The sequence below is a fragment of the Streptomyces atratus genome (assembly GCF_040655115.1).
Taxonomy (GTDB): Bacteria; Actinomycetota; Actinomycetes; order Streptomycetales; family Streptomycetaceae; genus Streptomyces; species Streptomyces atratus_D.
Window position 1 is genome coordinate 32421 of the sequence record NZ_JBFAJH010000002.1, and the last position, 25679, is coordinate 58099.

Annotated in this window: 28 protein-coding genes and 3 pseudogenes; 13 read left to right on the forward strand and 18 right to left on the reverse strand. The window is 71.1% G+C overall.

The features are described from left to right. The gene (locus AB0I23_RS03050; RefSeq protein ID WP_359106321.1) at positions 1-144 is read left to right on the forward strand and encodes a hypothetical protein; all 144 of its coding nucleotides are present in this window, start codon (positions 1-3) and stop codon (positions 142-144) included. An 81-nt stretch (positions 145-225) separates the two neighbouring features. Here AB0I23_RS03050 and AB0I23_RS03055 read toward each other — a convergent pair whose 3' ends face one another. Then, entirely contained in the window at positions 226-468 is a 243-nt protein-coding gene (locus AB0I23_RS03055) for a DUF397 domain-containing protein (protein WP_359106323.1), read from the reverse strand. After that, positions 465-1241: a helix-turn-helix domain-containing protein gene (locus AB0I23_RS03060; RefSeq protein ID WP_359106325.1), complete on the reverse strand. Its 777-nt coding sequence runs from the start codon at positions 1239-1241 to the stop codon at positions 465-467. The genes AB0I23_RS03055 and AB0I23_RS03060 overlap by 4 nt, the downstream gene beginning before the upstream one ends. A 117-nt stretch (positions 1242-1358) precedes the next feature. Between AB0I23_RS03060 and AB0I23_RS03065 the strand changes: the two genes are divergently transcribed. After that, positions 1359-1808 carry a hypothetical protein gene (locus tag AB0I23_RS03065; RefSeq protein ID WP_359106327.1) on the forward strand — a complete coding sequence of 150 codons (450 nt, stop codon included), beginning with the start codon at positions 1359-1361 and terminating at the stop codon, positions 1806-1808. On the opposite strand, the gene AB0I23_RS03070 is transcribed toward AB0I23_RS03065, so the two are convergent. Beyond that, a complete protein-coding gene (locus AB0I23_RS03070) occupies positions 1793-2071 on the reverse strand; it encodes a type II toxin-antitoxin system RelE family toxin (protein WP_359106329.1) in 279 nt (92 codons plus the stop codon). The two genes, AB0I23_RS03065 and AB0I23_RS03070, sit on opposite strands and share 16 nt — an antisense overlap. Positions 2072-2076: 5 nt before the next feature. Next, positions 2077-2355, reverse strand: a complete 279-nt coding sequence (locus AB0I23_RS03075) for a type II toxin-antitoxin system Phd/YefM family antitoxin (RefSeq protein ID WP_037692976.1) — start codon at positions 2353-2355, stop codon at positions 2077-2079. 190 nt (positions 2356-2545) lie between these two features. Here AB0I23_RS03075 and AB0I23_RS03080 point away from each other — a divergent pair. Then, positions 2546-2740: pseudogene (locus tag AB0I23_RS03080) on the forward strand (hypothetical protein); the annotation flags it as partial. Positions 2741-2857: 117 nt separating this feature from the next. On the opposite strand, the gene AB0I23_RS03085 reads toward AB0I23_RS03080, so the two are convergent. Together AB0I23_RS03085 and AB0I23_RS03090 are read right to left on the reverse strand one after the other, a co-directional pair. Continuing rightward, positions 2858-3481, reverse strand: coding sequence for an RraA family protein (locus AB0I23_RS03085; RefSeq protein WP_359106331.1), 624 nt, complete (start codon positions 3479-3481; stop codon positions 2858-2860). Between the two features lie 82 nt (positions 3482-3563). Further along, a complete protein-coding gene (locus AB0I23_RS03090; RefSeq protein ID WP_359106333.1) occupies positions 3564-4115 on the reverse strand; it encodes a DinB family protein in 552 nt (183 codons plus the stop codon). 306 nt (positions 4116-4421) lie between these two features. Here AB0I23_RS03090 and AB0I23_RS03095 point away from each other — a divergent pair, with 306 nt between their 5' ends. Together AB0I23_RS03095 and AB0I23_RS03100 are read left to right on the forward strand one after the other, a co-directional pair. Then, on the forward strand, positions 4422-5072 hold the full coding sequence (locus tag AB0I23_RS03095; protein ID WP_436846865.1) for a TetR/AcrR family transcriptional regulator: 651 nt from the start codon (positions 4422-4424) through the stop codon (positions 5070-5072). A gap of 37 nt (positions 5073-5109) precedes the next feature. Beyond that, positions 5110-5733: a helix-turn-helix domain-containing protein gene (locus AB0I23_RS03100; protein ID WP_359106335.1), complete on the forward strand. Its 624-nt coding sequence runs from the start codon at positions 5110-5112 to the stop codon at positions 5731-5733. 21 nt (positions 5734-5754) lie between these two features. Here AB0I23_RS03100 and AB0I23_RS03105 read toward each other — a convergent pair whose 3' ends face one another. Beyond that, on the reverse strand, positions 5755-6450 hold the full coding sequence (locus AB0I23_RS03105) for a GDSL-type esterase/lipase family protein (protein WP_359106337.1): 696 nt from the start codon (positions 6448-6450) through the stop codon (positions 5755-5757). 58 nt (positions 6451-6508) lie between these two features. On the opposite strand from AB0I23_RS03105, the gene AB0I23_RS03110 reads away from it, so the two are divergent. Together AB0I23_RS03110 and AB0I23_RS03115 are read left to right on the forward strand one after the other, a co-directional pair. Continuing rightward, on the forward strand, positions 6509-7513 hold the full coding sequence (locus AB0I23_RS03110) for a WD40 repeat domain-containing protein (protein ID WP_359106339.1): 1005 nt from the start codon (positions 6509-6511) through the stop codon (positions 7511-7513). Between the two features lie 73 nt (positions 7514-7586). Next, positions 7587-8114, forward strand: coding sequence for a GNAT family N-acetyltransferase (locus AB0I23_RS03115; RefSeq protein ID WP_359106340.1), 528 nt, complete (start codon positions 7587-7589; stop codon positions 8112-8114). Here AB0I23_RS03115 and AB0I23_RS03120 read toward each other — a convergent pair. The 8 genes and pseudogenes from AB0I23_RS03120 to AB0I23_RS03155 form a co-directional block, all read right to left on the reverse strand. Continuing rightward, entirely contained in the window at positions 8089-8241 is a 153-nt protein-coding gene (locus AB0I23_RS03120) for a hypothetical protein (RefSeq protein ID WP_359106342.1), read from the reverse strand. The genes AB0I23_RS03115 and AB0I23_RS03120 overlap by 26 nt on opposite strands. 101 nt (positions 8242-8342) lie before the next feature. Next, positions 8343-8954 carry a Uma2 family endonuclease gene (locus AB0I23_RS03125; protein WP_359106344.1) on the reverse strand — a complete coding sequence of 204 codons (612 nt, stop codon included), beginning with the start codon at positions 8952-8954 and terminating at the stop codon, positions 8343-8345. A gap of 150 nt (positions 8955-9104) precedes the next feature. Continuing rightward, a complete protein-coding gene (serC, locus tag AB0I23_RS03130; protein WP_359106346.1) occupies positions 9105-10223 on the reverse strand; it encodes a phosphoserine transaminase in 1119 nt (372 codons plus the stop codon). 97 nt (positions 10224-10320) lie between these two features. Then, positions 10321-10496: pseudogene (locus AB0I23_RS03135) on the reverse strand (cytochrome P450); the annotation flags it as partial. A 35-nt stretch (positions 10497-10531) separates the two neighbouring features. Next, a complete protein-coding gene (locus AB0I23_RS03140; RefSeq protein WP_359106348.1) occupies positions 10532-11182 on the reverse strand; it encodes a GTP-binding protein in 651 nt (216 codons plus the stop codon). Beyond that, positions 11163-11525 carry a DUF742 domain-containing protein gene (locus AB0I23_RS03145; RefSeq protein WP_359106349.1) on the reverse strand — a complete coding sequence of 121 codons (363 nt, stop codon included), beginning with the start codon at positions 11523-11525 and terminating at the stop codon, positions 11163-11165. The genes AB0I23_RS03140 and AB0I23_RS03145 overlap by 20 nt, the downstream gene beginning before the upstream one ends. Then, complete coding sequence (locus AB0I23_RS03150; RefSeq protein WP_359106351.1) at positions 11522-11971, reverse strand: roadblock/LC7 domain-containing protein; 450 nt, start codon at positions 11969-11971, stop codon at positions 11522-11524. The genes AB0I23_RS03145 and AB0I23_RS03150 overlap by 4 nt, the downstream gene beginning before the upstream one ends. Then, positions 11968-12168: pseudogene (locus AB0I23_RS03155) on the reverse strand (ATP-binding protein); the annotation flags it as partial. The pseudogene AB0I23_RS03155 and the gene AB0I23_RS03150, both read right to left, overlap by 4 nt. A gap of 371 nt (positions 12169-12539) precedes the next feature. Between AB0I23_RS03155 and AB0I23_RS03160 the strand changes: the two are divergent. Next, on the forward strand, positions 12540-15365 hold the full coding sequence (locus tag AB0I23_RS03160) for an FAD-binding and (Fe-S)-binding domain-containing protein (RefSeq protein WP_359106353.1): 2826 nt from the start codon (positions 12540-12542) through the stop codon (positions 15363-15365). Positions 15366-15612: 247 nt separating this feature from the next. On the opposite strand, the gene AB0I23_RS03165 is transcribed toward AB0I23_RS03160, so the two are convergent. Continuing rightward, positions 15613-16503 carry a LysR family transcriptional regulator gene (locus tag AB0I23_RS03165; RefSeq protein WP_359106355.1) on the reverse strand — a complete coding sequence of 297 codons (891 nt, stop codon included), beginning with the start codon at positions 16501-16503 and terminating at the stop codon, positions 15613-15615. A gap of 146 nt (positions 16504-16649) precedes the next feature. Here AB0I23_RS03165 and AB0I23_RS03170 point away from each other — a divergent pair, with 146 nt between their 5' ends. Next, positions 16650-17615: an EamA family transporter gene (locus AB0I23_RS03170; protein WP_359106357.1), complete on the forward strand. Its 966-nt coding sequence runs from the start codon at positions 16650-16652 to the stop codon at positions 17613-17615. Between the two features lie 76 nt (positions 17616-17691). On the opposite strand, the gene AB0I23_RS03175 is transcribed toward AB0I23_RS03170, so the two are convergent. Then, on the reverse strand, positions 17692-18216 hold the full coding sequence (locus AB0I23_RS03175) for an N-acetyltransferase family protein (RefSeq protein WP_436846866.1): 525 nt from the start codon (positions 18214-18216) through the stop codon (positions 17692-17694). A 66-nt stretch (positions 18217-18282) separates the two neighbouring features. Further along, positions 18283-18981, reverse strand: a complete 699-nt coding sequence (locus tag AB0I23_RS03180; RefSeq protein WP_359106361.1) for an NUDIX hydrolase — start codon at positions 18979-18981, stop codon at positions 18283-18285. A 224-nt stretch (positions 18982-19205) separates the two neighbouring features. Between AB0I23_RS03180 and AB0I23_RS03185 the strand changes: the two genes are divergently transcribed. From AB0I23_RS03185 to AB0I23_RS03200, 4 genes are all read left to right on the forward strand, one after another. Next, the gene (locus tag AB0I23_RS03185) at positions 19206-21308 is read left to right on the forward strand and encodes a LamG domain-containing protein (protein WP_359106914.1); all 2103 of its coding nucleotides are present in this window, start codon (positions 19206-19208) and stop codon (positions 21306-21308) included. Between the two features lie 262 nt (positions 21309-21570). Continuing rightward, a complete protein-coding gene (locus AB0I23_RS03190; protein ID WP_359106363.1) occupies positions 21571-22365 on the forward strand; it encodes a TIGR03084 family metal-binding protein in 795 nt (264 codons plus the stop codon). Next, positions 22362-24077, forward strand: coding sequence for an acyclic terpene utilization AtuA family protein (locus tag AB0I23_RS03195; protein ID WP_359106365.1), 1716 nt, complete (start codon positions 22362-22364; stop codon positions 24075-24077). Before AB0I23_RS03190 ends, AB0I23_RS03195 begins: the two co-directional genes overlap by 4 nt. After that, entirely contained in the window at positions 24074-25672 is a 1599-nt protein-coding gene (locus AB0I23_RS03200; RefSeq protein ID WP_359106367.1) for an acyl-CoA carboxylase subunit beta, read from the forward strand. Before AB0I23_RS03195 ends, AB0I23_RS03200 begins: the two co-directional genes overlap by 4 nt. Positions 25673-25679 lie beyond the last annotated feature (7 nt).

Below are 25679 nucleotides of genomic sequence, written 5' to 3' on the forward strand. Positions count from 1 at the left end.
TTGAGCGGCGCGGCCTTCCACAGCGAGACGTATGCCCAGGTGTCCTCCGGCGCCAGGCGGACCGCCTCCTGCGCTGCCGCCAGCGCCTCGGGCCAGCGCGGCTGCCAGGCGTTGAGCGCACCGGCGAGCGCGACGTACGACTGACAGAAATGCGGGGCGAGCCGCACCGCCTCGTCGACGCGACGCAGCCGACGCAACGCGTAGGTCGTTGGCCATGCCAACACCCTATTGAGCGGTGGCGTATCCCAGGAAGGCGGTCCAGGCGGCAGGGGAGAGGGCGAGAGCGGGGACGGTGAGGTCCTTGGAGTCGCGGACGTGGACGGTGCGGGGGCAGGCGGTGACCTCGACACAGTCGCCGCCCTGGTCGCCGCTGTAGCTGGACTTGGACCAGGCGAGGGCGACCTCGACGCAGTTGCCGCTGTCGTTGCCGCTGTAACTGCTCTTGACCCAGCTGAGTCCGGTGCTCATCGTTCCTCTGCCACCTGTTCGATCAGTTTGATGGACTCTTCGGGGCTGAGAGCCTGCGCCCGCAGAATGCCATACTTCCCGAACAGGTTTCCCAGAGCTGGCTGTTCACTGATGAAGAAGCTGCCGCCCTGCCCTTCGATATAGGCGAGCTGACGTCGTTCCTCCGTCTCCAGCAGGACGAAAGGCCCATCGAGACCGACGTGGGTCTCGCGGTCCGGTGCCATCACCTGCAGCTGTACGTTGCGGAGTTGGGCGACGTCGAGGATGTGGCGCAGCTGCCTCTTACGCACATGACGGCCCCCGAGGGGCTTGGTGAGAGCACTTAGCTCCAGGACGAATCCGATGTCCGGTGTCGGCCTGCGTGTGAAGAGACTTTGGCGCTTGAGGCGGGCCGCGACCCGACCCTCGATTTCTTCATCATCGACGGACGGGTAGGTGTGGCCGAGGACGGTGTGGGCGTACTCTTCGATCTGAAGGAGCCCAGGCACCACATGCGTCTCGTACTCGTGCCTGGCGGATGCCGTGGCTTCCTCGTCGGCGAACGGCTCGAACCACGAAGCCAAATGGCTGGACACCAACTCGGCTCCCGCTGCGTCCAGTGCGCCCTGTGCACCCAGCGTCTCGTCCGCCCGCGCGATGAAGTCGCCCTTCGGCGGCCGCTGCCCCCGCTCCACCATCGCCACCTGGGACTTGGAGAAACCGATCTTCAGGCCCAGTGCCTCCTGCGAGAGCTCCGCCCGCTCCCGGAAGAAGCGCAATAGCGTCCCGAACATCTGGGCGTTGCCGCCCCCTTGGCCACCGGAGTGCACAACCCACCTCCCGAGTGCACAACAGTGCACAGACGCCTTGTGTCCCTGGTCACGGTACGTGTGGGGCGCGACGCTTTCCGTATGGAACGGAAAAGTTCACTGGTCCCGGTGCCCTCGTGGGTGCCTGCGAGCGGACATGCCCTGCGGTATGCGGGCATCCACTTCGACGCCGTACGGATCGGCGGCCTGCGGGGCGAGCACGTCGCGTACGAGATCATGCAGTTCACCGACTTCCGGGCGGGCCCCATCGTGCGTTCGCGGATCGGGGCACGGAGCATGTATTTCCTGTTGCCGCCGCAAACCGTGCGTGCCTACCGCTGGCCGGCCGGTGCGGAGGTGATGAGCCGGGACGGGCGGGCGGCGGCGTTCGTCGGGGTGCCCGCGCTGCATGGGCTGACCTGGCCGCTGGATTGGTGTTCGCTGCCGGTAGCCGAGGCGCCGTTCGTGGATGGGGCTTTGCTGCACGAGCTGACGGTGGGAGTCCTGGCGGACGAGCCGGACGGGCGCTCGGTCGACTACAGGCCGCGGTAAACGTCGCGGCGGTTGCCTACGGTCAGCACCCACAGGATCAGCTGACCGTCTTCGACCGTGTACACGGCCCGATAATCGCCGACCCGCAGACGCCAGCGGGCGTGATGCCCCTGGAGAGCTTTGATGTCGAAGGCTGCAACATCGCCGGTGTCCAACGCCTTCTGGAGTTCGGCGAGGCGCATGAGGATACGCAGAGCGTCCTGGCGGGGGATCTTGAGCAAGTCCCGCTGAGCATGCGGCGTGAACCGCGTGACGTGGCCCATGGGGGTCAGGGGGCGGATCGGAGGAGTGCGGCCATCTCTTCCAGGGAGACGGAACCGTCCGTGCCCTCGGATTCAGCCCTGTCGGCCAGCCGGTTGAGCCACTCGTCCTCAAGCTGTTCGGCGACTTCCCGCAGGCGGCGGTATTCGTCGATGTCGATCAGCACCGCCTCGCTCTTGCCCCGGCGGGTGATGATCGTCGGAGTCTCGTCGCGCCGTGCGCGGTCGATCACGTCCGCGAGGTGGCGGCGAACTTCAGCCATCGACTCAACAACGGGTTCGCTCATGTATTCAATGTAGCAAATGTACATCTACTGCATGGGGATATCGGCTTGTGCGTGGTAAAGCGGGAGTCGGGTGCGGTACGGTGGCGTCGTCATCACGCTCTGTATGCAGCCGCATGCGGGGCGGCCCCCGGCGGTGCTACCAACACCGGTCCGGAGGCCTTCACCACGAGTGGAACGAGAGTCCACCGGGATGCTTTGGCATGCTATCGCGCCGTCTCGGCGCTACACGAAGGCTTCGCACGACGTCGTGCGTCATCCGCGTCTGAACAGTGACGCGAAGATCCTGCTCCTGTACGTGCAGGGGCTCCCCGAAGGTCAGGCCGACAAGCCGCTCAGCGAGCATGCGCGGCAGCTGGGGATCACGGGGCGGGTCTATCAGCGGGCGGCTGCTCCAGGCCCGGACCGCACACGCCTCGCGCGTGCGGCCGGAGCCGGATACGAGCCCGGAACAGCGCTCGTATCCGCCCCGGAGCAGCGCCGGTGCCGGCCCGGAACCACGTGGTCAGCCCTCGAAGCCGTTCTCGGCAAGGATCTTGTCGATGCGGGAGCGGTGCGCCGCCTCCCACGCGTCGAGGGACTCGTCGGCCTCCTTGGCCAACTTCGCCTGTGCGGCGCGGAGTACCTGTTCCTGGCGGGCGTGGGGAGTGACCACCACGCCCTCCTCGTCGGCCACCACGACATCCCCGGCGTTCACGATCACCCCGCCGCAGCGCACCTGCCCGCCCAGCGGCACCACGGCCTTCTTGACCCCCGGGAAGGGGATCACGCCCCTGGCGAACACGGGAAAGCCCATCTCGCGCACCTCGGCGAGATCGCGGATCACCCCGTCCACCACGAACGCTGCGATCCCCCGGCGCTGCGCGACGGCGCAGACATTCCCCCCGGCGACGGCGTAGTCCATGTCACCCGCCTCGACGACGACGACCGAGCCGGGCTCCGCGCGGTGGACGGCCGCGTGCAGCATGAGGTTGTCGCCCGGAGGGCACCGCACGGTGAACGCCGGCCCGGCCACGCGCCGGGCCGAAGGCCACAGCGGGCGTATGCCGATGTCCATGACCTGCTCGCGGCCCAGCAGGTCCGCGAGGGTGGTCGGGGGCACGTCCTTGAATCCGGCGGAGTCGTTCATGTCCCTGCTCCGTTCAGTGGCATCCGGCCGTCCCCGGTCGGGAACGACCGCTCGTCGGTCTCCCCGTGGGGGGAACCGCGGCTCATCTCCCCGGATCCTCGCCCGTGAGGCCATCGACGGACTCACGGATGAGGTCGGCGTGGCCGGCGTGACGGGCGTACTCCTCGACGAGGTCGAGGAGGATGCGGCGGAGGTTGGGGCGTTCGCCGCCGCGTGTGGTGTACGCGCCGAGCTGTTCCAGGCCGCCCTCGGTGAGGGCCTTGTCGACGACGGCACGCGAGCGGGCCACGGACTCCTGCCAGAGAGCGAGCAGTTGCTCGGGGGTGTCCGCGGCGGCGGAGCGGTAGTCCCAGTCGGGGGTGGCGTCCCAGTCGACGGCGTCCCAGGGGGCGCCGACGGGGGCGCCGAGCCACAGCCGGGCGAAGTGGCTGTCCTCCACGTGGGCCAGGTGCTTGAGCAGGCCTCCGAGCGTGATGGCGGACGCGCCGACCGTGGCGTCCAGACCGGCTCCGTCCAGGCCGGAGCACTTCCAGGCCAGGGTGGCCCGCTGGCGTTCGAGGGCGCCGAGGACAGCCGCCGCCTCGGTGCCGGCTATCGGTGGTTCGGGCCAGACATCCGCAGTGGTGTCAGTCATGGCCGCAGACCTTAGCGAACGACTCCGACAGGGCGGCCCGGAGGACTGCCCGAGGGGCGAACTGCACCACCCCGCGGCGGACTGCCGCCCGTCGGACCGGGGCCGCACCGCGGGCAGCCGCCCGCCGCCCAGTTCGAAACCTGAACAAGATCCCGTACGCCGCTCTCCGGCGGTCCGCCCAACTCCCTTGCCGGACAACGAGCTTCGGCAGACGGCCGTGCGTCACCGTCCGTGGTGTGGCGAATCCGCCGTCGCCGGGGCGGAGCGAGGACAATGACAGCGACTCAGGCCGACGAAGGAGGACCTGTGGTGGATGCCTTGATGAGCGGCGGAACGGGCACGGCCGAGCCGGTCGCGGTGACCGCCGAGGACCGGGCGCAGTGGCGTGGCCGGCTCCTGCGGGCAGGGCGGGACCTGTTCGCCGCGTACGGCTACGCGCACACGACCGTCGAGCAACTCTGCGCCGAGGCGCGCGTGCCGATTCGCGCGTTCCATCAGCAGTTCACCTCGCGGGAGGCGCTGTTGATCGCGCTGTACGACGAGGTGGCGACCAGCGGACTGCGCGCGTCCGAGGAGGCGATGCTCTCCGACGGCATGGAGGAGTGTGCGACGGAGGAACGGTTCCGCCGCCTCTTCGCCGCCTATGTGCGCGGGGTCACCGCCGATCCGCGGGCCGCGCGGGTGGCGTTCGTCGAGGCGCTGGGCGTGAGCCGCGCCGTCGACGACCATCTCGCGATGTGGCGGACGATGTGGTCCGAGTTCCTGACCTGTGAGGCCGAACGTGCCGCCGAGCGGGGTGAGGTGGGCGACGGCGACCAGCGGGTCGCCGTCATGGTGATGACCCACTCGGTCGAGGAGCTCCTCGCCCACCACGCCCGCCGCCCCCGCCAGGTCACGCCCGACTGGCTGACCGAGGAGCTCACGCGCCTCTCCCTGACCATGCTCGGCTCGCCCTGACCGCCACCGCGTTCCCGTGCCGCGAAATAATGGGGAGATGGGAGACGGAGCGAAGGCGGATGCGGGTGCGGGTGCGGGCGATGAGATCGCCGCCGTCCTGACCGGGGTCGGGCCGCGCCTGAGAGCCCTGCGCCGGGAGCGCGGCACGACTCTCGCCCAGCTGAGCGAGACGACCGGGATCTCGGCCAGTACCCTCTCCCGTCTGGAGTCGGGCGGCCGCAGACCCACCCTGGAACTGCTGCTGCCACTGGCCAAGGCGTACGGGGTCCCGCTCGACGAACTCGTCGGCGCCCCCGCCACCGGCGACCCCCGCGTCCATCTGCGCCCCTTCACCCGCGACGGCAGAAAATTCATGCCGTTGACCCGCCACCTCGGCGGCCTCCACGCGTACAAGATCGTGCTGCCCGGCGGACGAGGGGCGACCGAGCCCCTGGAGCAGCGGGTGCACGAGGGCTACGAGTGGCTGTACGTGCTGGCGGGGCGGCTGCGGCTGGTGCTGGGCGAGCACGATGTCGTACTGACCACCGGGGAGGTCGCCGAGTTCGACACGCGTACGCCCCATGCCTGGGCCGGCGCGGGGCCGGAACCGGTCGAGATTCTCAGCCTGTTCGGACCGCAGGGCGAACGGATGCATGTGCGGGCCCGGCCCGCCGGAAAGTGAGGGCACCGGGACGGCCGGGCGTCACGTATGCGCGCCGCCGCCCGCGTACGGCCTGCCCACGCCCCATGCCTGGTGCATCGCGTCGGCGAACGTCGCGGCCAGCTTCTGCTCGCCCGTGGGACCGGGGTGCGTGCCGTCGTACGTGTCCGTGTGGATGTCGTACCCGGCCGGGCGCGACGCCAGCAGGATCGGTGACATCGGCTCGTCGAGGTCGGCGACCGCCTTCGCGAGGAGTTCGTTGAAGCGGTCGCACTCGGCGGCGAACGGGGCGTCCGACTCGGCCCGTATGTTCGGGATGACCGGCAGGAGCACGGCCTTGATGCGCGGGTTGGCGATGCGGGCGGCCGCGACGAACGCGCGCGCGTTCTCGGCGGTCTGTCCGCTGTCCGTGTAGAAGCCGAGATCTATCAGGCCGAGCGAGACGAGCAGCACGTCGGCACGCGTCGCGGTGACCGCGTCCGCGATCACCGGGGCCATGTGCAGCCACCCCTCGCCCCAGCCCGCCAGATGGCGGCGGGCCCGGGCGGGGAAATCCGGGGCGCCGTACGCGTACGAGACCGGGGTGTCCGTCGTGGTGTCGTACAGCTCGGTCCGCGGACCGACGATCTCGTACGGACCGTCGAAAGCCGCTTCGAGGTGTTGCCACATGCGGTAGCGCCAGGTGACGTCGCCGGCGCGGCCGATGGTCATGGAATCGCCGACGAACAGAAAACGCATGGCGCCATCATGGCGGATCGACGCGCGGGGCTGCGACGTGACGATGGACACTTGGTCCATGCGTTCGTATCTGACAGTCACCGGTGCCGCCGCGCTGCTCGTCCTCGCCGGGGCGGCAGCCGCCCCGGCCACGGCCGACGACGGGGCCGCCGACCGCAGCTTCACGATCGAGGACCCCCGGATCACCGAGTCCAGCGGCCTCGCCGCGAGCCGCGCCCACCCGGGCATCTACTGGACGCACAACGACAGCGAGGACGGGCCGTACGTCTACGCCGTCGACTCCCGGACCGGGAAGACCGTCGCGACGATCACCATGCGCGGGGTCGGCGCGCCGCGCGACGTGGAGGCGATCTCGCTCGGACCCGACGGCAACCTGTACGTCGGCGACATCGGTGACAACCTGAACGGCAGTTGGGACCACGTCTGGATCTACCGGTTCCCGGAACCGAAGGTGCTGAAGAACGCGACGGTCCGGGCGGCCCAGTTCGACGTGAAGTACGCGGACGGGGCGCGCAACGCCGAGGCGCTGATGGTCCACCCGAAGACCGGCCGGGTCTACATCGCGTCGAAGAACGAGGACGGCGGCGGACTGTACGAAGGCCCCGCCGAGCTCTCCACCGGACGGACCAACGTGTTCCGGCGGGTCGGCGAGGTGCCGTGGGTGACGGACGGGGCGTTCTCGCCGGACGGGAACGAACTGGTGCTGCGGTCCTACTTCAGCGCCCGTGGCTACGCGTTCACGGACGGGCGGCTCGGCGCCGACCACCCGGTCCAGGCACCGCTGCAGAGACAGTCCGAGTCGGTGACCTACACGGCGGACGGCTCGGCGCTGATGTTCGGCTCGGAGGGCGCGCGGAGCGAGGTGGTGCGGGTGGACATCGCAGGTGCGGACAGGAACGGCGGCGACGCCAAGTCGCCGTCGAAGGACGGCGGCGGTGCGTCGGCCGCCGGTGGGACGGGCGGGGGCGGCAGCGAGGTGCAGGGCAGCACCCTGGTCGGAGCGGTGGTGCTCGCCGCCGTGGGCGCACTCGTCCTCATGAACCGGCGCCGCAAGCGCGGCTGAGCGACCGTGCCCGACCCCATCGGCGCACGTCCCGGGGCCGTCCGGTGACGCGCCGCACGTAGGGTCGGGCGCTATGACGTATCACGGGCCCGAGGCCTTCTTTACCGAGCGGCTCGACGCACTGCCGTTGCGGGTCGCGTACGCGGACGAGATGACGGTGGTGCTGGACGACCCGGCCCTGCACACGTACACGGGCGGCGCCCCGGAGGACCTGGACACCCTCCGGGCCCGCTACACCCGCTGGGAAGCCGGCTCGCCCGACCCTGCCGAACACTGGTGGAACTGGGTACTCCGGGTACGCGCCGACGGTCGTCTCGTGGGCTGGGTCCAGGCCACGGTGGCGGGCCCCCGGGCCGAGATCGCCTGGGTCGTCGGCACCGAGTGGCAGGGCCTGGGCTACGCGAAGGAAGCGGCGGCCGGACTGGTGGCGCACCTGCTGACCGGGGGCACGGTCCGTACGGTCGTCGCACACATCCACCCCGACCACACCGCGTCCGCCGCGGTGGCCGCGGCGGCGGGACTCGTCCCCACCGAGGAGTGGGAGGACGGGGAGCGGCTGTGGCACCGCGAGGAGATCACTTCCGGGACTGCCCGGCCTTGAGCAGATCCGTGACGTCGAGGGTGACCTCGGCGCCGATGGAGGCGGGAAGCGTGACCTGTTGGCCGGGGGCGTACACCTGATGGCTGTCGTACTCACCACCGACGGGGTCGGTCAGGCACCGCGTCACGGTGCCGGTCGAGGGCGATGTGCAGGGATTCCTTCCCGCCGCCGGTGTACGGCACGGTCTTCGTCATGGCCGGGAACGTGGCAGCCGGCACTGACAGGCGGTTACCCGCGGCGCTGTCCGGCCTTCACCATGTAGGCCACGTCGAGGGTCACCTCAGCGCCGATCGAGCCGGGCAGCTCAGCTGTCTGGCCCGGCGCGTAGATCTCATGGCTGTCGTACTCACCACCGACGGGGTCGGTCAGGACGTGGACCCGGCTGTGTTTGCGGTCGACGATCACGTAGACCGGGATCTTGGCTTCGGCGTACGCGGCGACCTTGTTGCGGAGATCGTTCTTGTAGTTGCTGGAGGTGACCTCCAGTACGAGGCGGAACACGGCCGGGTCGTAGCAGTTGTTCTCGACCAGATGCTCGTCAAAATCGGCGTCGACGAGGGCCAGGTCCGGGATGGCGTAGTCCTCTGGCCCGCCGGGCAGCCACAGACCGATTCCCTGAAGGACTTCCGAATCCTCGTCATCGAGCCCAGCCGTGATGAAAGGCCGCATGAGCTTGGTCAGAGCACGGGCGTGCGGGCCATCCGGGGGTGGGGCCACGGTGATGACGCCTCCGATGATCTCGACGCGGTGACCCGGAAGCTGCTCCATGAGCCTGTTGGCCGTCTCGAGCTGGGATTCCGGCTCACCGTCACAGGGGTGCTCGACTGCTGCTGCAGACATTGCGGGCCTCCTGGAATGGCTGGTGTCGAGAACATCATCGTAGGGCGGTGCACCCGTCTTGGTCCCGCAGGCGGTCCGCCACCTGGTCGAGTGAAGCAGAAACGGCCCTGCACGCATCACGTGTGCAGGGCCGTCTCGTGCGCGTAACTGCTACAGCTTGTCGATCACGTAGTCGATGCAGGCCGTCAGGGCGAGCACGTCCGACGGGTCGATCGCCGGGAACATCGCCACGCGCAGCTGGTTGCGGCCCAGCTTGCGGTACGGCTCGGTGTCGACGATGCCGTTGGCGCGCAGCACCTTGGCGACGGCCGAGGCGTCGATCTCGTCCGCGAAGTCGATCGTGCCGATCACCTGCGAGCGCTTCGCCGGGTCGGTGACGAACGGGGTCGCGTACTTGGACTCCTCCGCCCAGCCGTACAGGTTCCGCGCCGAGGTGGCCGTGCGGCGGACCGAGAAGTCCAGGCCGCCCTGGGTGTTCAGCCAGTTCAGCTGCTCGTTCAGAAGGAAGAGCGTGGCCAGGGCCGGGGTGTTGTACGTCTGGTTCTTCAGCGAGTTGTCGATCGCCGTGGGCAGGCTGAAGAACTCCGGGATGTGGCGGCCCGACGCGTGGATGCGCGCGGCGCGTTCCAAGGCGGCCGGCGAGAAGACGCCGATCCAGAGGCCGCCGTCGGAGGCGAAGGACTTCTGCGGGGCGAAGTAGTAGACGTCCGACTCGGTGATGTCGACCGGCAGGCCGCCCGCGCCGGAGGTGGCGTCCACCAGGACCAGGGAGCCCTCGTCGGCGCCCGCGACACGCTTGACCGGCGCGGCGACACCGGTCGAGGTCTCGTTGTGCGTGAACGCGTAGACATCGATGCCCGCCTCGGCGCTCGGCTCCGGGTGGGTGCCCGGGTCGGAGGCGATCACGGTCGGGTCGGCCAGCCACGGGGCGAGCTTGGCGGCCTTCGCGAACTTCGACGAGAACTCGCCGAAGGTGAGGTGCTGGGACTTCGTCTCGATGAGTCCGTGCGTCGCGATGTCCCAGAAGGCGGTGGAGCCGCCGTTGCCCAGGATCACCTCGTAGCCCTCGGGGAGGGAGAAGAGGTCGCGTACACCCTGACGCACCGAGCCGACCAGGTTCTTGACCGGGGCCTGGCGGTGGGACGTACCGAGAAGAGACGTTCCGGTGGCGGCCAGCGCGTCGAGCGCCTCCGTCCGCACCTTGGAAGGACCGGCGCCGAAGCGTCCGTCGGAGGGCTTGATGTCAGCGGGAATCTGGATATCGGCCACGAACCGGAGCGTAGTACCTCATGGGCACGGTCGAGCGTCGTGTCCGTCGGATGAGACACCCGCTCCGGCGTGTGGACCACTCCGGATGGCGGGGGCAGCCCAGTTCGACCGGCAGTCCGTACAGGTCGTTCCGGGTGACGATCGGCTTGTTCCGCGGCTCAGAGGCCGGGACAGCGAGCTCCAGTTCCGGGAACCGCTCGTACCGCGCGGGCAGTGCCACCCCGCCTCCAGCCGGGACAGCGCCGCGCCCGGACACACGTGCGGGCCGTGGGCCCCGGGACAGCCGGAAGGCGGCGTCGGGGGCCGGGTCACGGGGTGGGCTCCGGAGTCTTCTCCACCGTGGTCTCCGGACGGGTGGCGGACGGGGCGGACGCTTTGCCGAGCGCGAGGGCACGGAGGTGCTCGACCAGGGTGATCAGTACGTACTTGCTGGACGAGCGGTCCCGGGCGTCGCACTCCACCAGGGGCACGTCGTCCGAGAGGTCGAGCGCCTCACGTATCTGCTGTTCGGTGTGGAGCGGGCCGCCGAAGTCGTTGCACGCCACGATGAACGGCGTGCCGTGGTGCTCCAGGCGGTCGATCGCGTACCAGGAGTCGGCGAGCCGGCGGGTGTCGACGAGGACGACGGCGCCGAGCGTGCCCGAGAACAGCCGGTCCCACAGCAACCAGAAGCGTTCCTGACCGGGGGCGCCGAAGAGGTACAGCACCGAGCGTTCGTCGAGGGAGACCCGGCCGAAGTCGAAGGCGACGGTCGTGGACGTCTTCGACTGCACACCGTCGAGGTGGTCGACGGCCTCGCCCGCGCGGGTCATGGTCTCTTCCGTGTTCAGCGGACGGATCTCGCTGACGGAGCGGACCATGGTGGTCTTGCCGACCCCGAAGCCGCCGACGACGACGATCTTCAGTCCGTTGTCGGCCGTCGCCTGCAGGGCGGCACGGTCAGAGGTTGCGGAGTCCAACGAGCACCTGTTCCAGGATGTCGGGGTCGGGGAGCCGGTCCGCGACACGGGCGGTACGGGGGTGACGGGCACTGATCCGGCCTGTGTCCAGCAGGTCGGACAGCATGATCCGGACGATGCTGACGGGCAGTCCGAGCTCCGCCGCGATCTCGACGACCGCGGTGGGGCTCTGGCACATCCGCAGGATCGTGACGTGTTCCGACTGCATGCCGGGGGCCGGCTCGCATTCGGAGACCACCAGCGTCACCAGGGCGAACGCGTTCGAATCGGACCGGCTGCGGCCACCGGTGAGGGTGTACAGCCGGTCCGGGGCGTCGTCCCGGCCGGGGCGGGGGCGGGTCATACGGCCGCGGTCGCGTCGGCGGCTGTGGTGGCGTCGGACGGTGCTTCGGGGGAGCGCGGCGGGGCGCTGAGGTGTTCGCCGAGCTGCTCGACGAGTTCGCTCATGTTGTGGCCGATGAGGCCGACGTCGGAGTCCTCCGATGCGACGACCGCGAGATGGGCGCCGGCGCCCGCCTCGACGATGAACAGCACGCCGCCGTAGAACTCGGCCATCGCGGACCGTACGCCGCCGGTGCCGTCACCGAACTCGACGGAGGCGCCGTGCGACAGGCTCTGGATGCCGGCCGAGATCGCGGCCAGCTGGTCGGCCTGGTCGACGGAGAGCTCGGGGGTACGGCAGAGCTTGAGGCCGTCCCTGGACAGGACGAGGGCGTGCCGGGTGCCGGGGGTGCGCTCCAGGAGCCCCTCCAGCAGCCAGTCGAGCTTCTCGTCGGTGGTCGCGGTCATCGGGTGCTGCCTTCCGGGTGCGGGGGATCGGGCCGTACTGCCTGGCGGAAGCTGCTGAAGCGGGCTGCCTGTTCCTTGGGGTCGGAAGTACGGCGCCGGGGGGTCGCGGCGGCGCCGTTGGCGCTGTTACGGGATTCGGCGGCGGCGAGGGTACGGCCCCGGGTGCGCTTGGGGAGGCCGCTCTCGCCGAACCGGGGGCCGAAGCGGGGGCGGCGAGGACCGCCCACCGACAGCAGGAACCGCTGACAGCCGCCGAGACCAACAGGGCCGGTGCGGTCGGCCGGGATGTGGGGCGCAAGCGGAGTCCTAGGGGGCGGACGGTGACGGACAGGGGGTGGATCCGGACACTTCAGTACGGGAAAGGGCGAAAGCGATCAACCGGAGTTGATAATTCCTAATCAAGTTGCGTCCACTATATGAGAATTGACGACCTGTTTGGGAAGGCCTTGTGGTTTTCTCTGTTACGTATGTGACTACGCATCCGACGTATTCCGACGGATTGACGTATTCGGGGGAAACGCGAGGCGGCGGCGGGGCTCAGCGCCCCGACCAACGGCATCCTGGGCCCATGGCTGAACGACAGGACCGGACCGCCCTCGTACGGGCCCTCGGCAGCGCCGTGCGCGGAGAGGTGGAGTTCGGCACCACCGCGCGGGCGCTGATGACGATGGACGCGTCCAACTACCGCCGCGTGCCACTCGGCGTCGTCGCCCCGCGCGACGCCGACGACGTCGCCGCCGCCCTCGCCGTCTGCCGTGCGCACGCGGTGCCCGTCGTGCCGCGTGGCGGGGGCACCTCGATCGCCGGGCAGGCCACCGGCACCGGTGTGGTTCTCGATCTCACCCGTCACCTGGGGAAGATCGTCGAACTGGACGCCGCGTCCCGGACGGCCGTCGTCCAGCCGGGCGTGGTCCTGGACGACCTGCGCGCCGCCTCCGCACCCCACGGCCTCACCTTCGGCCCCGACCCGTCCACGCACAGCCGGTGCACACTCGGCGGGATGATCGGCAACAACTCCTGCGGCTCCCACTCGGTGGCCTGGGGCACCACCGCCGACAACGTCCACACGCTGACCGTCGCCCGCTACGGCGGCGACACCCTCCGGCTCGACCGGGGAAGGTGGGACGGCGCCCCCGCCGGCCTGCGCGAACTGGCCGGCTCCCACCTCGCCCTTCTGCGCACCGGCTTCCCCGAACTCCCGCGCCGCATCTCCGGATACGCCCTCGACGCCCTGCTGCCGGAGCGCGGCCCGGACCTGACCCGTGCCTTCTGCGGCAGCGAAGGCACGCTCGGCGTGGTGACGGAGGCGACCGTACGACTGGTCGAGGCGCCCGGATTCCGCGCCCTCGCCGTACTCGGTTACGCCGACGAGTCCGCGGCCGCCGAAGCCGCCCCCGGCCTCCTCCCGTACCGTCCCCTGACGGTCGAGGGCATGGCCGCCGATCTCGTACGGGAACCGGCCGGGCTGCCGCGCGGCGGAGCCTGGCTCTTCGTCGAGACGGGCGGGGACACCCCGGCCGAGGCGCGGGCGCACGCCGAACGGATCCTGCGGGCGGCCGACGCGGTGGACGCGGCCGTCGTCACCGACCCGGCCGGACAGCGGGCCCTGTGGCGCATCCGGGAGGACGCGTCCGGCACCGCGACCCGGATGCCCGACGGCGCAGAGGCCTGGCCCGGCTGGGAGGACTGCGCCGTACCGCTCGCCCGCCTCGGCCCGTATCTGCGCGACTTCCGCGCCCTGCTCACCGCACACGGACTGCGCGGCACGCCGTACGGGCACTTCGGCGACGGCTGCATCCACGTACGGATCGACTTCGACCTGCTGAGCGGCGACGGTGTGGCCCGCTTCCGCCGCTTCTCCGAGGAGCTCGCCGCACTCGTCGTCGCGCACGGCGGCTCGCTGAGCGGGGAACACGGCGACGGGCAGGCGCGGGCCGAGCTGCTGCCCCGGATGTACGGGGACGAACTCGTCGCGCTCTTCGGCCGGTTCAAGGACCTCTGGGACCCGGACGGCGGCATGAACCCCGGCATCCTCGCCCGCCCCGCCCGCCTCGACGAGAACCTCCGCTTCGACGTCCTGCCGAAACGCCCCGTGGACGTCACCTTCGGCTATCCGCACGACGGCGGCGACTTCTCCGCGGCCGTACGACGATGTGTCGGCGTCGCGAAATGCCGTACGGCGCGGCCGGCGGGCGCGGGCGTGATGTGCCCGTCGTTCCGGGCGACCGGCGAGGAGGCCCACTCCACCCGCGGCCGGGCCCGCCTGCTGCACGAGATGCTTGCCGGTGAGGTGATCACGGACGGCTGGCGGTCGCAGGAGGTGCGGGACGCGCTCGATCTCTGTCTGTCCTGCAAGGGGTGCCGCAGCGACTGCCCGGTGGGCGTGGACATGGCCACGTACAAGGCGGAGTTCCTGCACCACCACTACCGGGGGCGGCTGCGCCCCGCCGCCCACTACGTGATGGGCCGGCTGCCCCAGTGGCTGCGGCTCGCGGCCCCGATCGCGCCCGTGCTGAACGCGCTCGCGCGGATCCGCCCGTTCGCCGCACTGGCGAAACGGCTGGCGGGCATCACTGCGGAGCGGACGATTCCGGTGCTGGCGGGGGAGACGTTCACCCGGTGGGCACGAAAGCGCAGGGGGCGTGGGACGGTGATCCTGTCGAGCGATCAGGTGGTGACCGTCTGGCCGGACACCTTCACCAACCACCTCTCCCCGGAGGTCGGGAAGGCGGCCGTGCGGGTCCTGGAGGCGACCGGCCGAACAGCCCTGTTCCCGGAAGGGGGCGTGTGCTGCGGGCTCACCTACGTATCGACGGGCCAGCTGGACAAGGCCCGCACGGTCATGCGCCGCACCCTGGACCGGATGGGGTTCTCCCTCGGCGACCCGCTCGTCGTCCTCGAACCGAGCTGCGCCGCCACCCTCCGTACGGACCTCCCGGAACTCCTCCCCGACGACCCGCGCGCCGCCGAACTGGCCGGTTCGGTGCGGACGTTGGCGCAGTACCTGGAGGAGTACGCCCCCGACTGGCAGCCGCCGCGCCTGGACCGCCGGGTCGCGGGCCAGACCCACTGCCATCAGCACGCGGTCCTCGGCGACGCGGCCGAACGCCGGCTGCGCGAACGAGCCGGACTGGCAGGGGAGTTGAGCGGCGGCTGCTGCGGCCTTGCGGGGAACTTCGGTTTCGAGCGGGGCCACTGGGATGTGTCGGTGGCGTGCGCGGAGGAACAGCTGCTGCCGTCGGTACGGAGCGCGGAGCCCGGAACGGACATCCTGGCGGACGGTTTCTCGTGCCGGACCCAGCTGACACAGCTGGCGGGAGTGCGGGCGCGGCACCTGGCGGAGCTGCTGGCGGAGGGACTGGACGGGCCCGCTGCCCACTGCTCCGGCAACTGACCCGAGCGTCCGCTCCACCCCCTGCGGCGCCTGAATCAAGCCCCTGCGGTGATTGAGCAGCAGGGGCTTGAAGGGGCGCCCCCGGTTCGGGAAGGGTCGGGTGGGAAACAGGCATCCCCGCCCCACCCGGATGCTCCGTCACCCTCGCCACCTGCCGGAGGCACCCGCGGTCAGCCTGCCTGGACCGCCCGCGCCACCGCCGCCACCAGCCGATCGTTCTCCGGAGCCGCCCCGCCCGGGCGTTCCCTCACCGGGCGGCGTTCTGCCCGATGATCTCGTGGGCCAGCGCGGCGAGTTCGGGCAGCGCCGGGTGGCCGGGGGCGTCGCGCCGGGCGAGGAGCAGCGGGACGGTCGGGGCGTCGACGAGCGGGCGGTACGCGACCCCCGCGTGCGGATGCATGTCGGCGGTGGAGGCGGCGGACACCCCGGAGCCGCGCCCGGCCGCGATGGCGGTCAGCCAGTCGTCGGTGTTGGCGACGGTGACGGTGGCGGCGGGCCGGGCGCCAGGTGGCCACAGGCCGACGGTGGTGGTGCCGGAGACGGTGTTCAGGACGATCGGACCGCTCGCGAGATCGGCGAGACGGAGCGTGGCGTGCGCGGCGAGCGGCCCGTCCGCTGTCACCGCCGCCACCCGGTCCTCGCTGAGCAGCACCTCGGTGACGAGCCCCGGCGCGTCGACGGGGCCGCGCAGCAGCGCCGCGTCGACCTCGCCGCGGGTGAGCCCGGCGGTGCGGTCGTCGATCCGCAGCAGTTCGAGGGGCGTCTCCGGGTGCCGCTGCTGCCAGCTGCGGAGCAGCGGAGTGGTGTACGGGCCCAGCGCCGACCAGGCGTGTCCGAGCCGCAGCGGCCAGTGGTGCAGACCGCCGGGGTCGACGGCCTCGTCGAAGGCGGCGACCGCTGCGGCGGCCTTGTCGCGGAAGACGACGCCCTCGGGCGTGAGGGAGAGGTGGTGGGTGGAGCGGTCGACGAGCCGGACGCCGAGATGCTGCTCCAGGGCGGCCAGGGTGCGGGAGACGGCGGGCTGGGTGAGCCGGAGCGCTGCGGCGGCGCGTGTGACGTTGCCCGCTTCGGCGACGGCGAGGAAGGCCCGCAGATGACGCAGCTCGACGGCGCGGCCGGGGCCCTGTCCTGTGCTCATGTGTGTGGAGCATAACGAGAGCGCAATCGGCATTTCACGTGCCGCGCGGACGTCTCTACGGTGAAGAAACGAGCCGCACCACAAGAGTGCAGTATCTTCAATTGTCAAGTGCAACACATTGAACTCATCGAGGATGAAGGCCGCCCGTGAATGACCAGCGCAGTGCCATGGAGCCGGCCGCAGCAGCCGTCGCCGTACCGGAGGCGGTGTCCGCCCTCGACGGGGCGGGCCCCGCACGGCCGGGCGGCCGCAGGGCGGCGCTCGCGCCGGTGGCGCTGGTGGTCGCGGGCGGACTCTCCGTCCAGTTCGGCTCGGCGGTCGCGGCGCTGCTGATGCCGCGGGCGGGTGCGCTCGGCGTGGTCACGCTCCGGCTGGCCGTCGCCGCGGTCGTCCTGCTGATGGTCTGCCGCCCGAAGTGGCGCGGCCACTCACGGGCCGACTGGGGCACGGTGGTCGCGTTCGGCGTCGCGATGGGCGCCATGAACGTGCTCTTCTACCAGGCACTCGACCGCATTCCGCTGGGCGCGGCCGTCACCCTGGAGGTGCTCGGCCCGCTCGCGCTCTCGGTCGCCGCCTCCCGCCGGCTGATCAATCTTGTCTGGGCGGGGCTCGCGCTGGGCGGGGTGTTCCTGCTGGGTGGTGGCGGCTTCGACCGCCTGGACCCGGTCGGCGCGGCGTTCGCGCTCGGTGCCGGGGCGATGTGGGCCGCGTACATCGTCTTCAGCGCCCGCACCGGCCGCCGCTTCCCGCAGGCCGACGGCCTGGCCCTGGCGATGACGGTCGCCGCGGTCCTGTCGCTCCCGCTGGGCATCCTGGAGTCGGGCGCGAAGCTCGCGGTGCCGTCGACGCTCGCGATGGGCGCGGCGGTGGCGCTGATGAGCTCGGTGCTGCCGTACACGCTGGAACTGATGGCGCTGCGCCGACTGCCCGCGCCGACGTTCGCGGTCCTGATGAGTCTGGAACCGGCCATCGCGGCGACGGCCGGCTTCCTGATCCTCGACCAGGCGCTGACGGCCACCGACGCGCTCGCCATCGCCCTGGTCATCGGGGCGAGCATGGGAGCGGTCCGCAGCCAGGTGGCCGGCGCCCGCCGCAAGAAGGCGAACGACTAGGGCCTCTCGTTCGGATCAGGCCGGATCAGGCACCGGGCCCCGTGAGCCCGGCATGATCCGAACGAGAGGCCCTGGGTCAGGGCCTCTCCGGGTCCGGCTGCGGCGTCGGGCCGACCGGCGCCACATACGCGTGCATCCGCGCCGGACGCCCGTCGGCCGTGGTCCAGTCGTCGGTGCGACTGCTGACGTACGTCCACCCGTGACGCTCATAGAGAGCGATGGCGGCCGCACCACCGTCCTCGACCTCGAGCGCGGGACGCACACCGGCGGCTTCCGCTGCTTCTCTCACCGAGTCGAGCAGGGCGCCCGCCACGCCACGGCGACGGGCTCGGGAGTGCGAGAACAGCCGTGCGACCGAGACCAGTTGCTCCGCGGGCAGACCGATGTCCCTGGCCAGGGACGCCCCGGTACGTGTGAGCGCCACATGCCCCAGCACGGTCGCACCGTCCACGGCCACCCAGGCGTCGATCAAGCCGTGAGGGGTCAGCCAGCTCGCCGGGTCGGCCGGCCACTGTGCCGGGTACCGGTCCGCCTCGTGCACGGTGGCCAGAGTGTCCAGGCACGCCGCCATGTCGCCGTCGCCGCGGCGTCGAATCTCCACCTCACCCATTCCTCGATCCTCGCACGCAGCCGTGACGCCCCGGATCCAGGTCCCCGGTCCGCGCCCTCACCACGCGCAGGCCGCATCCAGATCCCCCACCGAGTCCGCGAGTTCCGCCGGCTGCGTCGGCCAGCCGGAGCCGTGCCAGTGGGCGATCCGCCAGGACAGGCGACGGGGCCACAGCGGCGTGGTGGGCAGCTCGGAGACGGGAACCCAGACCGGGACGCCGCCGTGGTTGTCCAGCGTCTCGGGTGCGCCCACCTCGCCCTCGGCCTCCATCGTGAAGTAGTGGCCGCGGTTGCCGTTCCGCCAGATCCGGGCGACCTCGCGCACGACCGTCCCGCGCAGGCCGGTCTCCTCCCGCAGTTCGCGTACCGCCGCCGCCTCCGGTGTCTCACCGGTCTCGACCCCGCCGCCCGGGATCTCGTAGTGGCGCTCCGGCGTGCGGATCAGCAGCATCCGCCGGTCGCGGATGACGATCGCTCCGCCGCGGACCCGGCCCGGTACGACGGACGTCGGGTCGTCCAGGACGGTTGTGTCCCGCGGGAACGCTCCCTCGGACCAGACGCGCAGGACCTTCTCCGCCGTGCCGACCGGACGGATCCGGGCGTGCAGCGCCTCGGCCAGCGGCAGCGTGACCAAGGGGCCCTCGGCGGTCCGGTCGCCCGGGAAGGTGTAGTAGATGCCAGTCCCGTCCCGATGCCGTTCCAGGACCAGTCCGTTGTCGTCGAAACGCACACCGATGGTGCGGGGTTCGTCAGTCATCGGCGGAGGCTAACAGCCGGTACCCGGCCCGGCCGGGGATGTCTGTCAACTGCACTTCGGTTGCTGCCGGTACTGGACCGAGACCCCGGTCTCGGCGGGAAAACCGCTGCGACGGTGTCAGCGGTCGCTGTTAGCCTCCGGTGGCTCGTGTGATCCACGGGCCTCAAATCTGTATAGGGGAGGGGCACTTGTCTAAAAAGAGAAGGCTGGGTGGCAGAGGGCTGGTGGTGGGGTGCTGTGTGGCGGCGGTCGTGGCGACCGCGTCCGGCCCGGCGTACGCGGCGGACAATCTGCCGCCGAAGCAGCCGCTCGTCCAGGATCTGCAGACGGGCAGCAAGGCGTGCGCGGCCGGTGACGAGAAGGTCTACGTCGCGGAACCGCCCACGCTCACCGCTGTGCTGTACGACCCGGAGGAGGACAACCGGCCTGCCGAGGCCAACCTGGTCAAGGGAGAGTTCGAGGCCTGGTGGACGGACTCGGCCGGGGTCGAGCAGCGCCGCACGTACACCACGTCCCAGACGCTGTCGGGGACCCGACAGCTATGGCGTATGCCGGAGGACATCCCGGCGAACACCGTCGTCTCGTGGCACGTCCGCGCGAACGACGGCACCGCGAGCTCCGCGTGGAGCTCCGACGCCGAGGGCTCGGTCTGCCAGTTCGTGTACGACGACACGAACCCGAAGAACGCGGTCGTCACCTCGCCGGACTACCCGGAGGAGCAGTTCCAGGACGGCGTCGGCGTCTACGGCAGCTTCACCATGACATCCCCGTCGTCGGACGTCGTCGAGTACCGCTACAACTTCATCGGCGGCCCGTACGCGACCGTGCGTCCCGACGAGATGGGCGGACCCGCCACCATCCGCTTCCTGCCGCTGAGGTCCGCCCCGGACTACCTGAGCGTCCGTGCGATCGACCGGTCGGGGCGCACCAGCGGGACCACCACGTACCACTTCTTCGTGAAGTCCGGCCGTGCTCCCGTGGCCCACTGGAAACTGGACGACGCGGCGGGATCCACGACCGCCGCGGCCGAGACGGGCACCGCCGCCCGCGCCGGTACCGGTGTGACCTTCGGCGGTCCGGGGCCCGAGGGCACCGGCGTCACCTCCACGGCCGGCCTCGACGGCAGCAGTCACGGCTTCCTCACCCCGGGCGCCCCGGCCGTCGACACCCGCGGGACCTTCGCCGTCAGCGCCTGGGTGCGCCCCGCCCAGACCGACCGCACCATGACGGTCGCCAGTCAGGACACGGACAGGGGGGCCGGCTTCGCCCTCGGACTGCGCAGCCGGGACTCCGGTGCCGCCTGGTCGTTCACCATCGGTGACGCGCAGGTGTCGGGCGGCGCTCCGGAAACCGGTGAGTGGGCCCATCTGCTGGGGCTCTACGACGCCGAGACCGGCCGGGCCCAGCTGTACGTCAACGGCTACGAGGTCGGCACCAAGGCCGAGGCCGCACCCGCCGGGGCGACCGGCGCGTTCCAGATCGGCCGCGTACGGGCCGGATCCGGCTACCGCGATCGCTGGCACGGCGACATCGGTGACGTCCGGGTCCATGACCGGGTCGTGGTGCCGGACGAGGCAACCGAGCTCGCGCGCCGGACACCCAAGCTGCTCGGGCACTGGTCACTGGCGACCGCTACGGACGGCGCCAGCCCCGAGCAGAAGGACGGCGCGCCCTTTCGGCTCGCCCCGGGGGCGACGATCTACCGGGCCCCTGACAACTCCTGCATCCCTGAGATCGATCCCGACTGCCCCTACGTGCCGCCCGCGCTGGTCGGTGACGGGCATCTGAGGCTGGACGGCGAGGGCGGACACGCCGCCACCGACGGGCCGGTCGTGAACACCGGGGACAGCTTCACCCTCGGGGTGGTCGTACGGCTGGCGGACTCCGAACCGGCCCACCCGATGACCGTGTTGTCCCAGGCCGGTGAGCACACCGACGCCTTCAAGGTGCGCTACGAGCCGTCGACGCACGCCTGGCAACTGGTCGTGCGGGAGAAGGACGAGGCGGGCGCGGCCGAGAGGGTGGTGTCCCGGATCCAGGCGGCGGACGGCGGCGAGGGCCAGGGCCACCGGCTGGCCGTGGTCTACGACGACGCGACCGACAAGATCAGGCTCTACCTCGACGGGTACACCAACGCGCAGGCGACCGCGGACTTCCCCAAGGGCTGGCACAGCACCGGCCCGTTGCAGGTGGGGCGCGCCCACACCGCCGACGGTTGGGGCGAGTACCTGCACGGCGACGTCGACGAGATCCAGGCGTACGCCGGCGCCCTGAGGGACAAGGACATCCTCGGGCTGGGTCGGGGCACCGATCCCTGCTTGTGTTGACCGACCCCTGCTTGTGCCGGCAGACGGCAATCCCTCCGAGGGCCGCTCGCACGTCGATCGACGTGCGAGCGGCCCTCCTCGCTGCCAGGCGGGAGGGGGCCGGCCGCCGGGCGGGACGGAAGGGTGAGCCGGAGTACCAGGCCCCTGGCCACCCCACTGAGTGAAGTGCGGAAGAGAATCAAATAATGCAAGCTTGCTTGCTTGTTTCCTGGTCCGCTGACATGCTCCTGGGCACACCGCCACGCCCCGGGGGGAGCGCACCGTGTCCGATGCCACAGCCGTGCTCGACGATCTGTGCAACGAGAGCGACGAACTCGACGCGCTCGTGGCAGAGTTGAGCGTTGATCAGTGGGCCCGGCCGACCCCCGCCGAACGCTGGACCATCGCCCATCAGATCGCCCATCTGACCTGGACCGACGAGGTCGCCCTGCTCGCCGCCACCGATCCGGACGCCTTCGCGGTGGAGGTGGCCAAGGCTCAGGCAGCCCCCGACAGCTTTGTCGATCAGGCTGCCGAGGAGCTTGTCGCCGTGCCGTCGGCCGCGCTGCTCGCGCGCTGGCGCGACGGGCGCGAGCGGCTTGAGCAGGTCCTGCGCGCAGCACCGCTCGGCATCCGCATCCCCTGGTACGGCCCGCCCATGAGCGTCGCGTCCATGGCAACCGCGCGGCTCATGGAGACCTGGGCCCACGGACAGGACATCGCCGACGCCCTCGGCGCCGTGCGTGCGCCGACCGCCCGGCTGCGGCACGTCGCCCGGATCGGAGTGCGCGCCCGCGACTACGCGTTCCTCGTACGGGGGATCAAGGCACCCGGTGACGAGTTCCGGGTCGAACTCACCGCACCTGACGGTGAGGTGATCGCGTACGGACCCGAGGGCGCCGCGCAGCGCGTCACCGGACCGCTGTACGACTTCTGTCTGCTCGTCACCCAGCGCGCCCACCGTCTCGACGTGGCCGTACACGCCGTCGGGGCCGACGCCGACCAGTGGCTCGACATCGCACAGGCCTTCGCCGGCCCGCCCGGTCCCGGCCGCGCACCCGAGGGCGGTGCGCGGTGACCGCCACGCCGCTGCGGATCGGGAACGCCTCCGGGTTCTACGGCGACCGCTTCGACGCCGTGCGCGAGATGCTCACCGGCGGCCCCCTCGACGTCCTCACCGGCGACTATCTCGCCGAGCTGACCATGCTCATCCTGGGGCGGAGCCGGCTGGGGGACCCGAACCGCGGGTACGCCACCACCTTCCTGCGCCAACTCGAAGAGGGGCTCGGGCTCGCGCACGAGCGGGGGGTGAAGATCGTCGCCAACGCCGGAGGGCTCAATCCGGCCGGACTGGCCGAAGCGGTCAGGGTGTTGGCGGAAAAGGTGGGCGTGCCGGTGCGCGTCGCGCATGTCGAGGGCGACAGCCTGCCCGTCCCCGACGGGTTCCTCACCGCCAACGCGTACCTCGGGGGCGCGGGCATCGCCGCCTGCCTGCGCGCCGGGGCCGATGTCGTCGTCACCGGCCGGGTCACCGACGCCGCCCTCGTCACCGGACCCGCCGCCGCCCACTTCGGCTGGGAACCCGGCGACCACGACGCGCTCGCCGGCGCCCTCGTCGCCGGGCATGTGCTGGAGTGCGGCACCCAGGCGACCGGCGGGAACTACTCCTTCTTCCGCGGCCACGACATCCGCCGGCCCGGCTTCCCGCTCGCCGAGATCCACGCCGACGGGACGTCCGTCATCACCAAGCACGACGGCACGGGCGGCGTTGTCGACACCGGGACCGTCACCGCCCAGCTGCTGTACGAGACCGGCGGCGCCCGGTACGCCGGACCGGACGTGACCGCCCGGCTCGACACCGTGCGGCTGACGCAGGACGGACCGGACCGCGTACGGATCTCGGGAGTGCGCGGCGAGGCTCCGCCGCCCACGCTCAAGGTCGGGTTCAACCGAATCGGCGGCTGGCGCAACGAGGTTGTCTTCGTGCTCACCGGACTCGACATCGAGGCCAAGGCGCAGCTGGTGCAGGACCAGTTCGCGGAGGCGCTCACCCGGACCGGGAAGGAACCCGACGAGGTGCGGTGGGAGCTGGCCCGTACCGACAGGGCCGACGCCGACACCGAGGAGACCTCCGGCGCCCTGCTCAGGCTCGTCGTCCGCGACCAGGACCCGGAGGCGGTCGGACGCACCGTCTCCGGGGCCGCGATCGAGCTGGCCCTCGGCAGCTACCCGGGCTTCCACGTCACCGCCCCGCCCGGCAAGGGAGCGCCCTACGGAGTGTTCGAGGCGAGGTACGTACCGGCGGGAGAGGTCGACCACGTCGCCGTACTTCCCGACGGGCGACGGGAGGACGTGGCACCACCGGTGCACGTGAGGGAGCTCGAGGGGGTGGACGAGCCCGCCCTTCCCGAGCCGCTGCCCACCGGAATCACCCGGCTCGCCCCCCTCGGCCGCATCGCGGGCGCCCGCAGCGGCGACAAGGGCGGGGACGCCAACGTCGGCGTCTGGGTCCGAACCGACGACGCCTGGCGCTGGCTGGCGCATGAGCTCACCGTCGAACGGTTCCGGGAACTGCTCCCGGAGACAGCCGAGTTGACCGTCGTGCGACACGTCCTGCCGAACCTGCGTGCCCTGAACTTCGTCGTCCACGGCCTCCTCGGCGAAGGCGTCGCCGCGCAGGCCCGCTTCGACCCGCAGGCCAAGGCGGTGGGGGAGTGGCTGCGGTCCCGGCACCTCCCCGTGCCCTTGACCCTGCTCGAATCCACCGACGCACCGGAGGCGCACGCATGACCGTCCTGGCCAGCGGGCTCGACACCGCGAGCCCCGAATACGCCGCCAACCGCGCCGCCATGCTGACCAAGCTCGCCGAGCTCGACACCGAGCACGCCAAGGCCCTCGCGGGCGGCGGCGAGAAATACGTCGAGCGGCACCGGGGGCGCGGCAAGCTGCTCGCCCGGGAACGGATCGAGCTGCTCGTCGACCCCGACACCCCGTTCCTGGAACTGTCGCCGCTCGCCGCCTGGGGCAGCGAGTACGCGGTGGGCGCCTCGCTCGTCACCGGCATCGGCGTCGTCGAGGGCGTGGAGTGCCTGATCACCGCCAACGACCCGACCGTACGCGGTGGCGCCTCCAACCCCTGGACGCTGAAGAAGGCCCTCCGCGCCAACGAGATCGCCTTCGCCAACCGGCTCCCGTGCATCAGCCTCGTCGAGTCGGGCGGGGCGGACCTGCCGTCCCAGAAGGAGATCTTCATCCCCGGCGGAGCACTCTTCCGCGACCTCACCCGGCTCTCCGCCGCCGGAATCCCGACCGTGGCGGTCGTCTTCGGGAACTCGACCGCCGGCGGGGCGTACGTCCCCGGCATGTCCGACCACACCGTCATGATCAAGGAGCAGTCCAAGGTCTTCCTCGGCGGACCGCCGCTCGTGAAGATGGCGACCGGCGAGGAGAGCGACGACGAGTCCCTCGGCGGCGCCGACATGCACGCCCGCACCTCCGGGCTCGCCGACCACTTCGCCGTCGACGAGCACGACGCGCTCCGCCAGGCGCGACGAATCGTCGCGCGGTTCAACTGGCGCAAGGCACATGCCGATCCGGGCCCCGCCGAACCACCGAAGTACGACGAGGAGGAGCTCCTCGGCATCGTGCCCGGCGATCTGAAGGTCCCGTTCGATCCGCGCGAAGTCATCGCCCGGCTCGTCGACGGCTCGGACTTCGACGCGTTCAAACCGCTGTACGGGACGAGCCTCGTCACCGGCTGGGCCCGGCTGCACGGCTACCCCGTCGGCATCCTCGCCAACGCCCAGGGCGTGCTGTTCAGCGAGGAGTCGCAGAAGGCCGCCCAGTTCATCCAGCTCGCCAACCAGCGCGACATCCCCCTCCTCTTCCTGCACAACACCACCGGCTACATGGTCGGCAAGGAGTACGAACAGGGCGGCATCATCAAGCACGGGGCGATGATGATCAACGCGGTGTCGAACTCCAGGGTCCCGCACCTGTCCGTACTGATGGGCGCGTCGTACGGGGCCGGGCACTACGGCATGTGCGGGCGCGCCTACGACCCGCGCTTCCTCTTCGCCTGGCCGGGCAGCAAATCCGCCGTCATGGGACCGCAGCAGCTCGCGGGCGTGCTGTCCATCGTCGCGCGCGCCTCCGCCGCCGCGAAGGGACGGCCCTACGACGATGAGGCCGACGCCGGTCTGCGCGCCATGGTGGAGCAGCAGATCGAGTCCGAGTCGCTGCCGGTGTTCCTCTCCGGGCGGCTGTACGACGACGGGGTCATCGACCCGCGCGACACCAGGACCGTCCTCGGGATCTGCCTGTCCGCGATCCACACCGCCCCGCTCGAAGGCGCCCGCGGCGGCTTCGGCATCTTCCGGATGTGAGGACGAC

Excerpts from the sequence above, each read along its gene's own strand:
- AB0I23_RS03055 (WP_359106323.1), bottom strand. The coding sequence starts at position 468 with ATGAGCACCGGACTCAGCTGGGTCAAGAGCAGTTACAGCGGCAACGAC.
- AB0I23_RS03060 (WP_359106325.1), bottom strand. The coding sequence starts at position 1,241 with ATGTTCGGGACGCTATTGCGCTTCTTCCGGGAGCGGGCGGAGCTCTCG.
- AB0I23_RS03065 (WP_359106327.1), top strand. The coding sequence starts at position 1,359 with ATGGAACGGAAAAGTTCACTGGTCCCGGTGCCCTCGTGGGTGCCTGCG.
- AB0I23_RS03070 (WP_359106329.1), bottom strand. The coding sequence starts at position 2,071 with ATGGGCCACGTCACGCGGTTCACGCCGCATGCTCAGCGGGACTTGCTC.
- AB0I23_RS03075 (WP_037692976.1), bottom strand. The coding sequence starts at position 2,355 with ATGAGCGAACCCGTTGTTGAGTCGATGGCTGAAGTTCGCCGCCACCTC.
- AB0I23_RS03085 (WP_359106331.1), bottom strand. The coding sequence starts at position 3,481 with ATGAACGACTCCGCCGGATTCAAGGACGTGCCCCCGACCACCCTCGCG.
- AB0I23_RS03090 (WP_359106333.1), bottom strand. The coding sequence starts at position 4,115 with ATGACTGACACCACTGCGGATGTCTGGCCCGAACCACCGATAGCCGGC.
- AB0I23_RS03100 (WP_359106335.1), top strand. The coding sequence starts at position 5,110 with ATGGGAGACGGAGCGAAGGCGGATGCGGGTGCGGGTGCGGGCGATGAG.
- AB0I23_RS03105 (WP_359106337.1), bottom strand. The coding sequence starts at position 6,450 with ATGCGTTTTCTGTTCGTCGGCGATTCCATGACCATCGGCCGCGCCGGC.
- AB0I23_RS03110 (WP_359106339.1), top strand. The coding sequence starts at position 6,509 with ATGCGTTCGTATCTGACAGTCACCGGTGCCGCCGCGCTGCTCGTCCTC.
- AB0I23_RS03115 (WP_359106340.1), top strand. The coding sequence starts at position 7,587 with ATGACGTATCACGGGCCCGAGGCCTTCTTTACCGAGCGGCTCGACGCA.
- AB0I23_RS03125 (WP_359106344.1), bottom strand. The coding sequence starts at position 8,954 with ATGTCTGCAGCAGCAGTCGAGCACCCCTGTGACGGTGAGCCGGAATCC.
- AB0I23_RS03145 (WP_359106349.1), bottom strand. The coding sequence starts at position 11,525 with ATGACCCGCCCCCGCCCCGGCCGGGACGACGCCCCGGACCGGCTGTAC.
- AB0I23_RS03150 (WP_359106351.1), bottom strand. The coding sequence starts at position 11,971 with ATGACCGCGACCACCGACGAGAAGCTCGACTGGCTGCTGGAGGGGCTC.
- AB0I23_RS03160 (WP_359106353.1), top strand. The coding sequence starts at position 12,540 with ATGGCTGAACGACAGGACCGGACCGCCCTCGTACGGGCCCTCGGCAGC.
- AB0I23_RS03165 (WP_359106355.1), bottom strand. The coding sequence starts at position 16,503 with ATGAGCACAGGACAGGGCCCCGGCCGCGCCGTCGAGCTGCGTCATCTG.
- AB0I23_RS03180 (WP_359106361.1), bottom strand. The coding sequence starts at position 18,981 with ATGACTGACGAACCCCGCACCATCGGTGTGCGTTTCGACGACAACGGA.
- AB0I23_RS03200 (WP_359106367.1), top strand. The coding sequence starts at position 24,074 with ATGACCGTCCTGGCCAGCGGGCTCGACACCGCGAGCCCCGAATACGCC.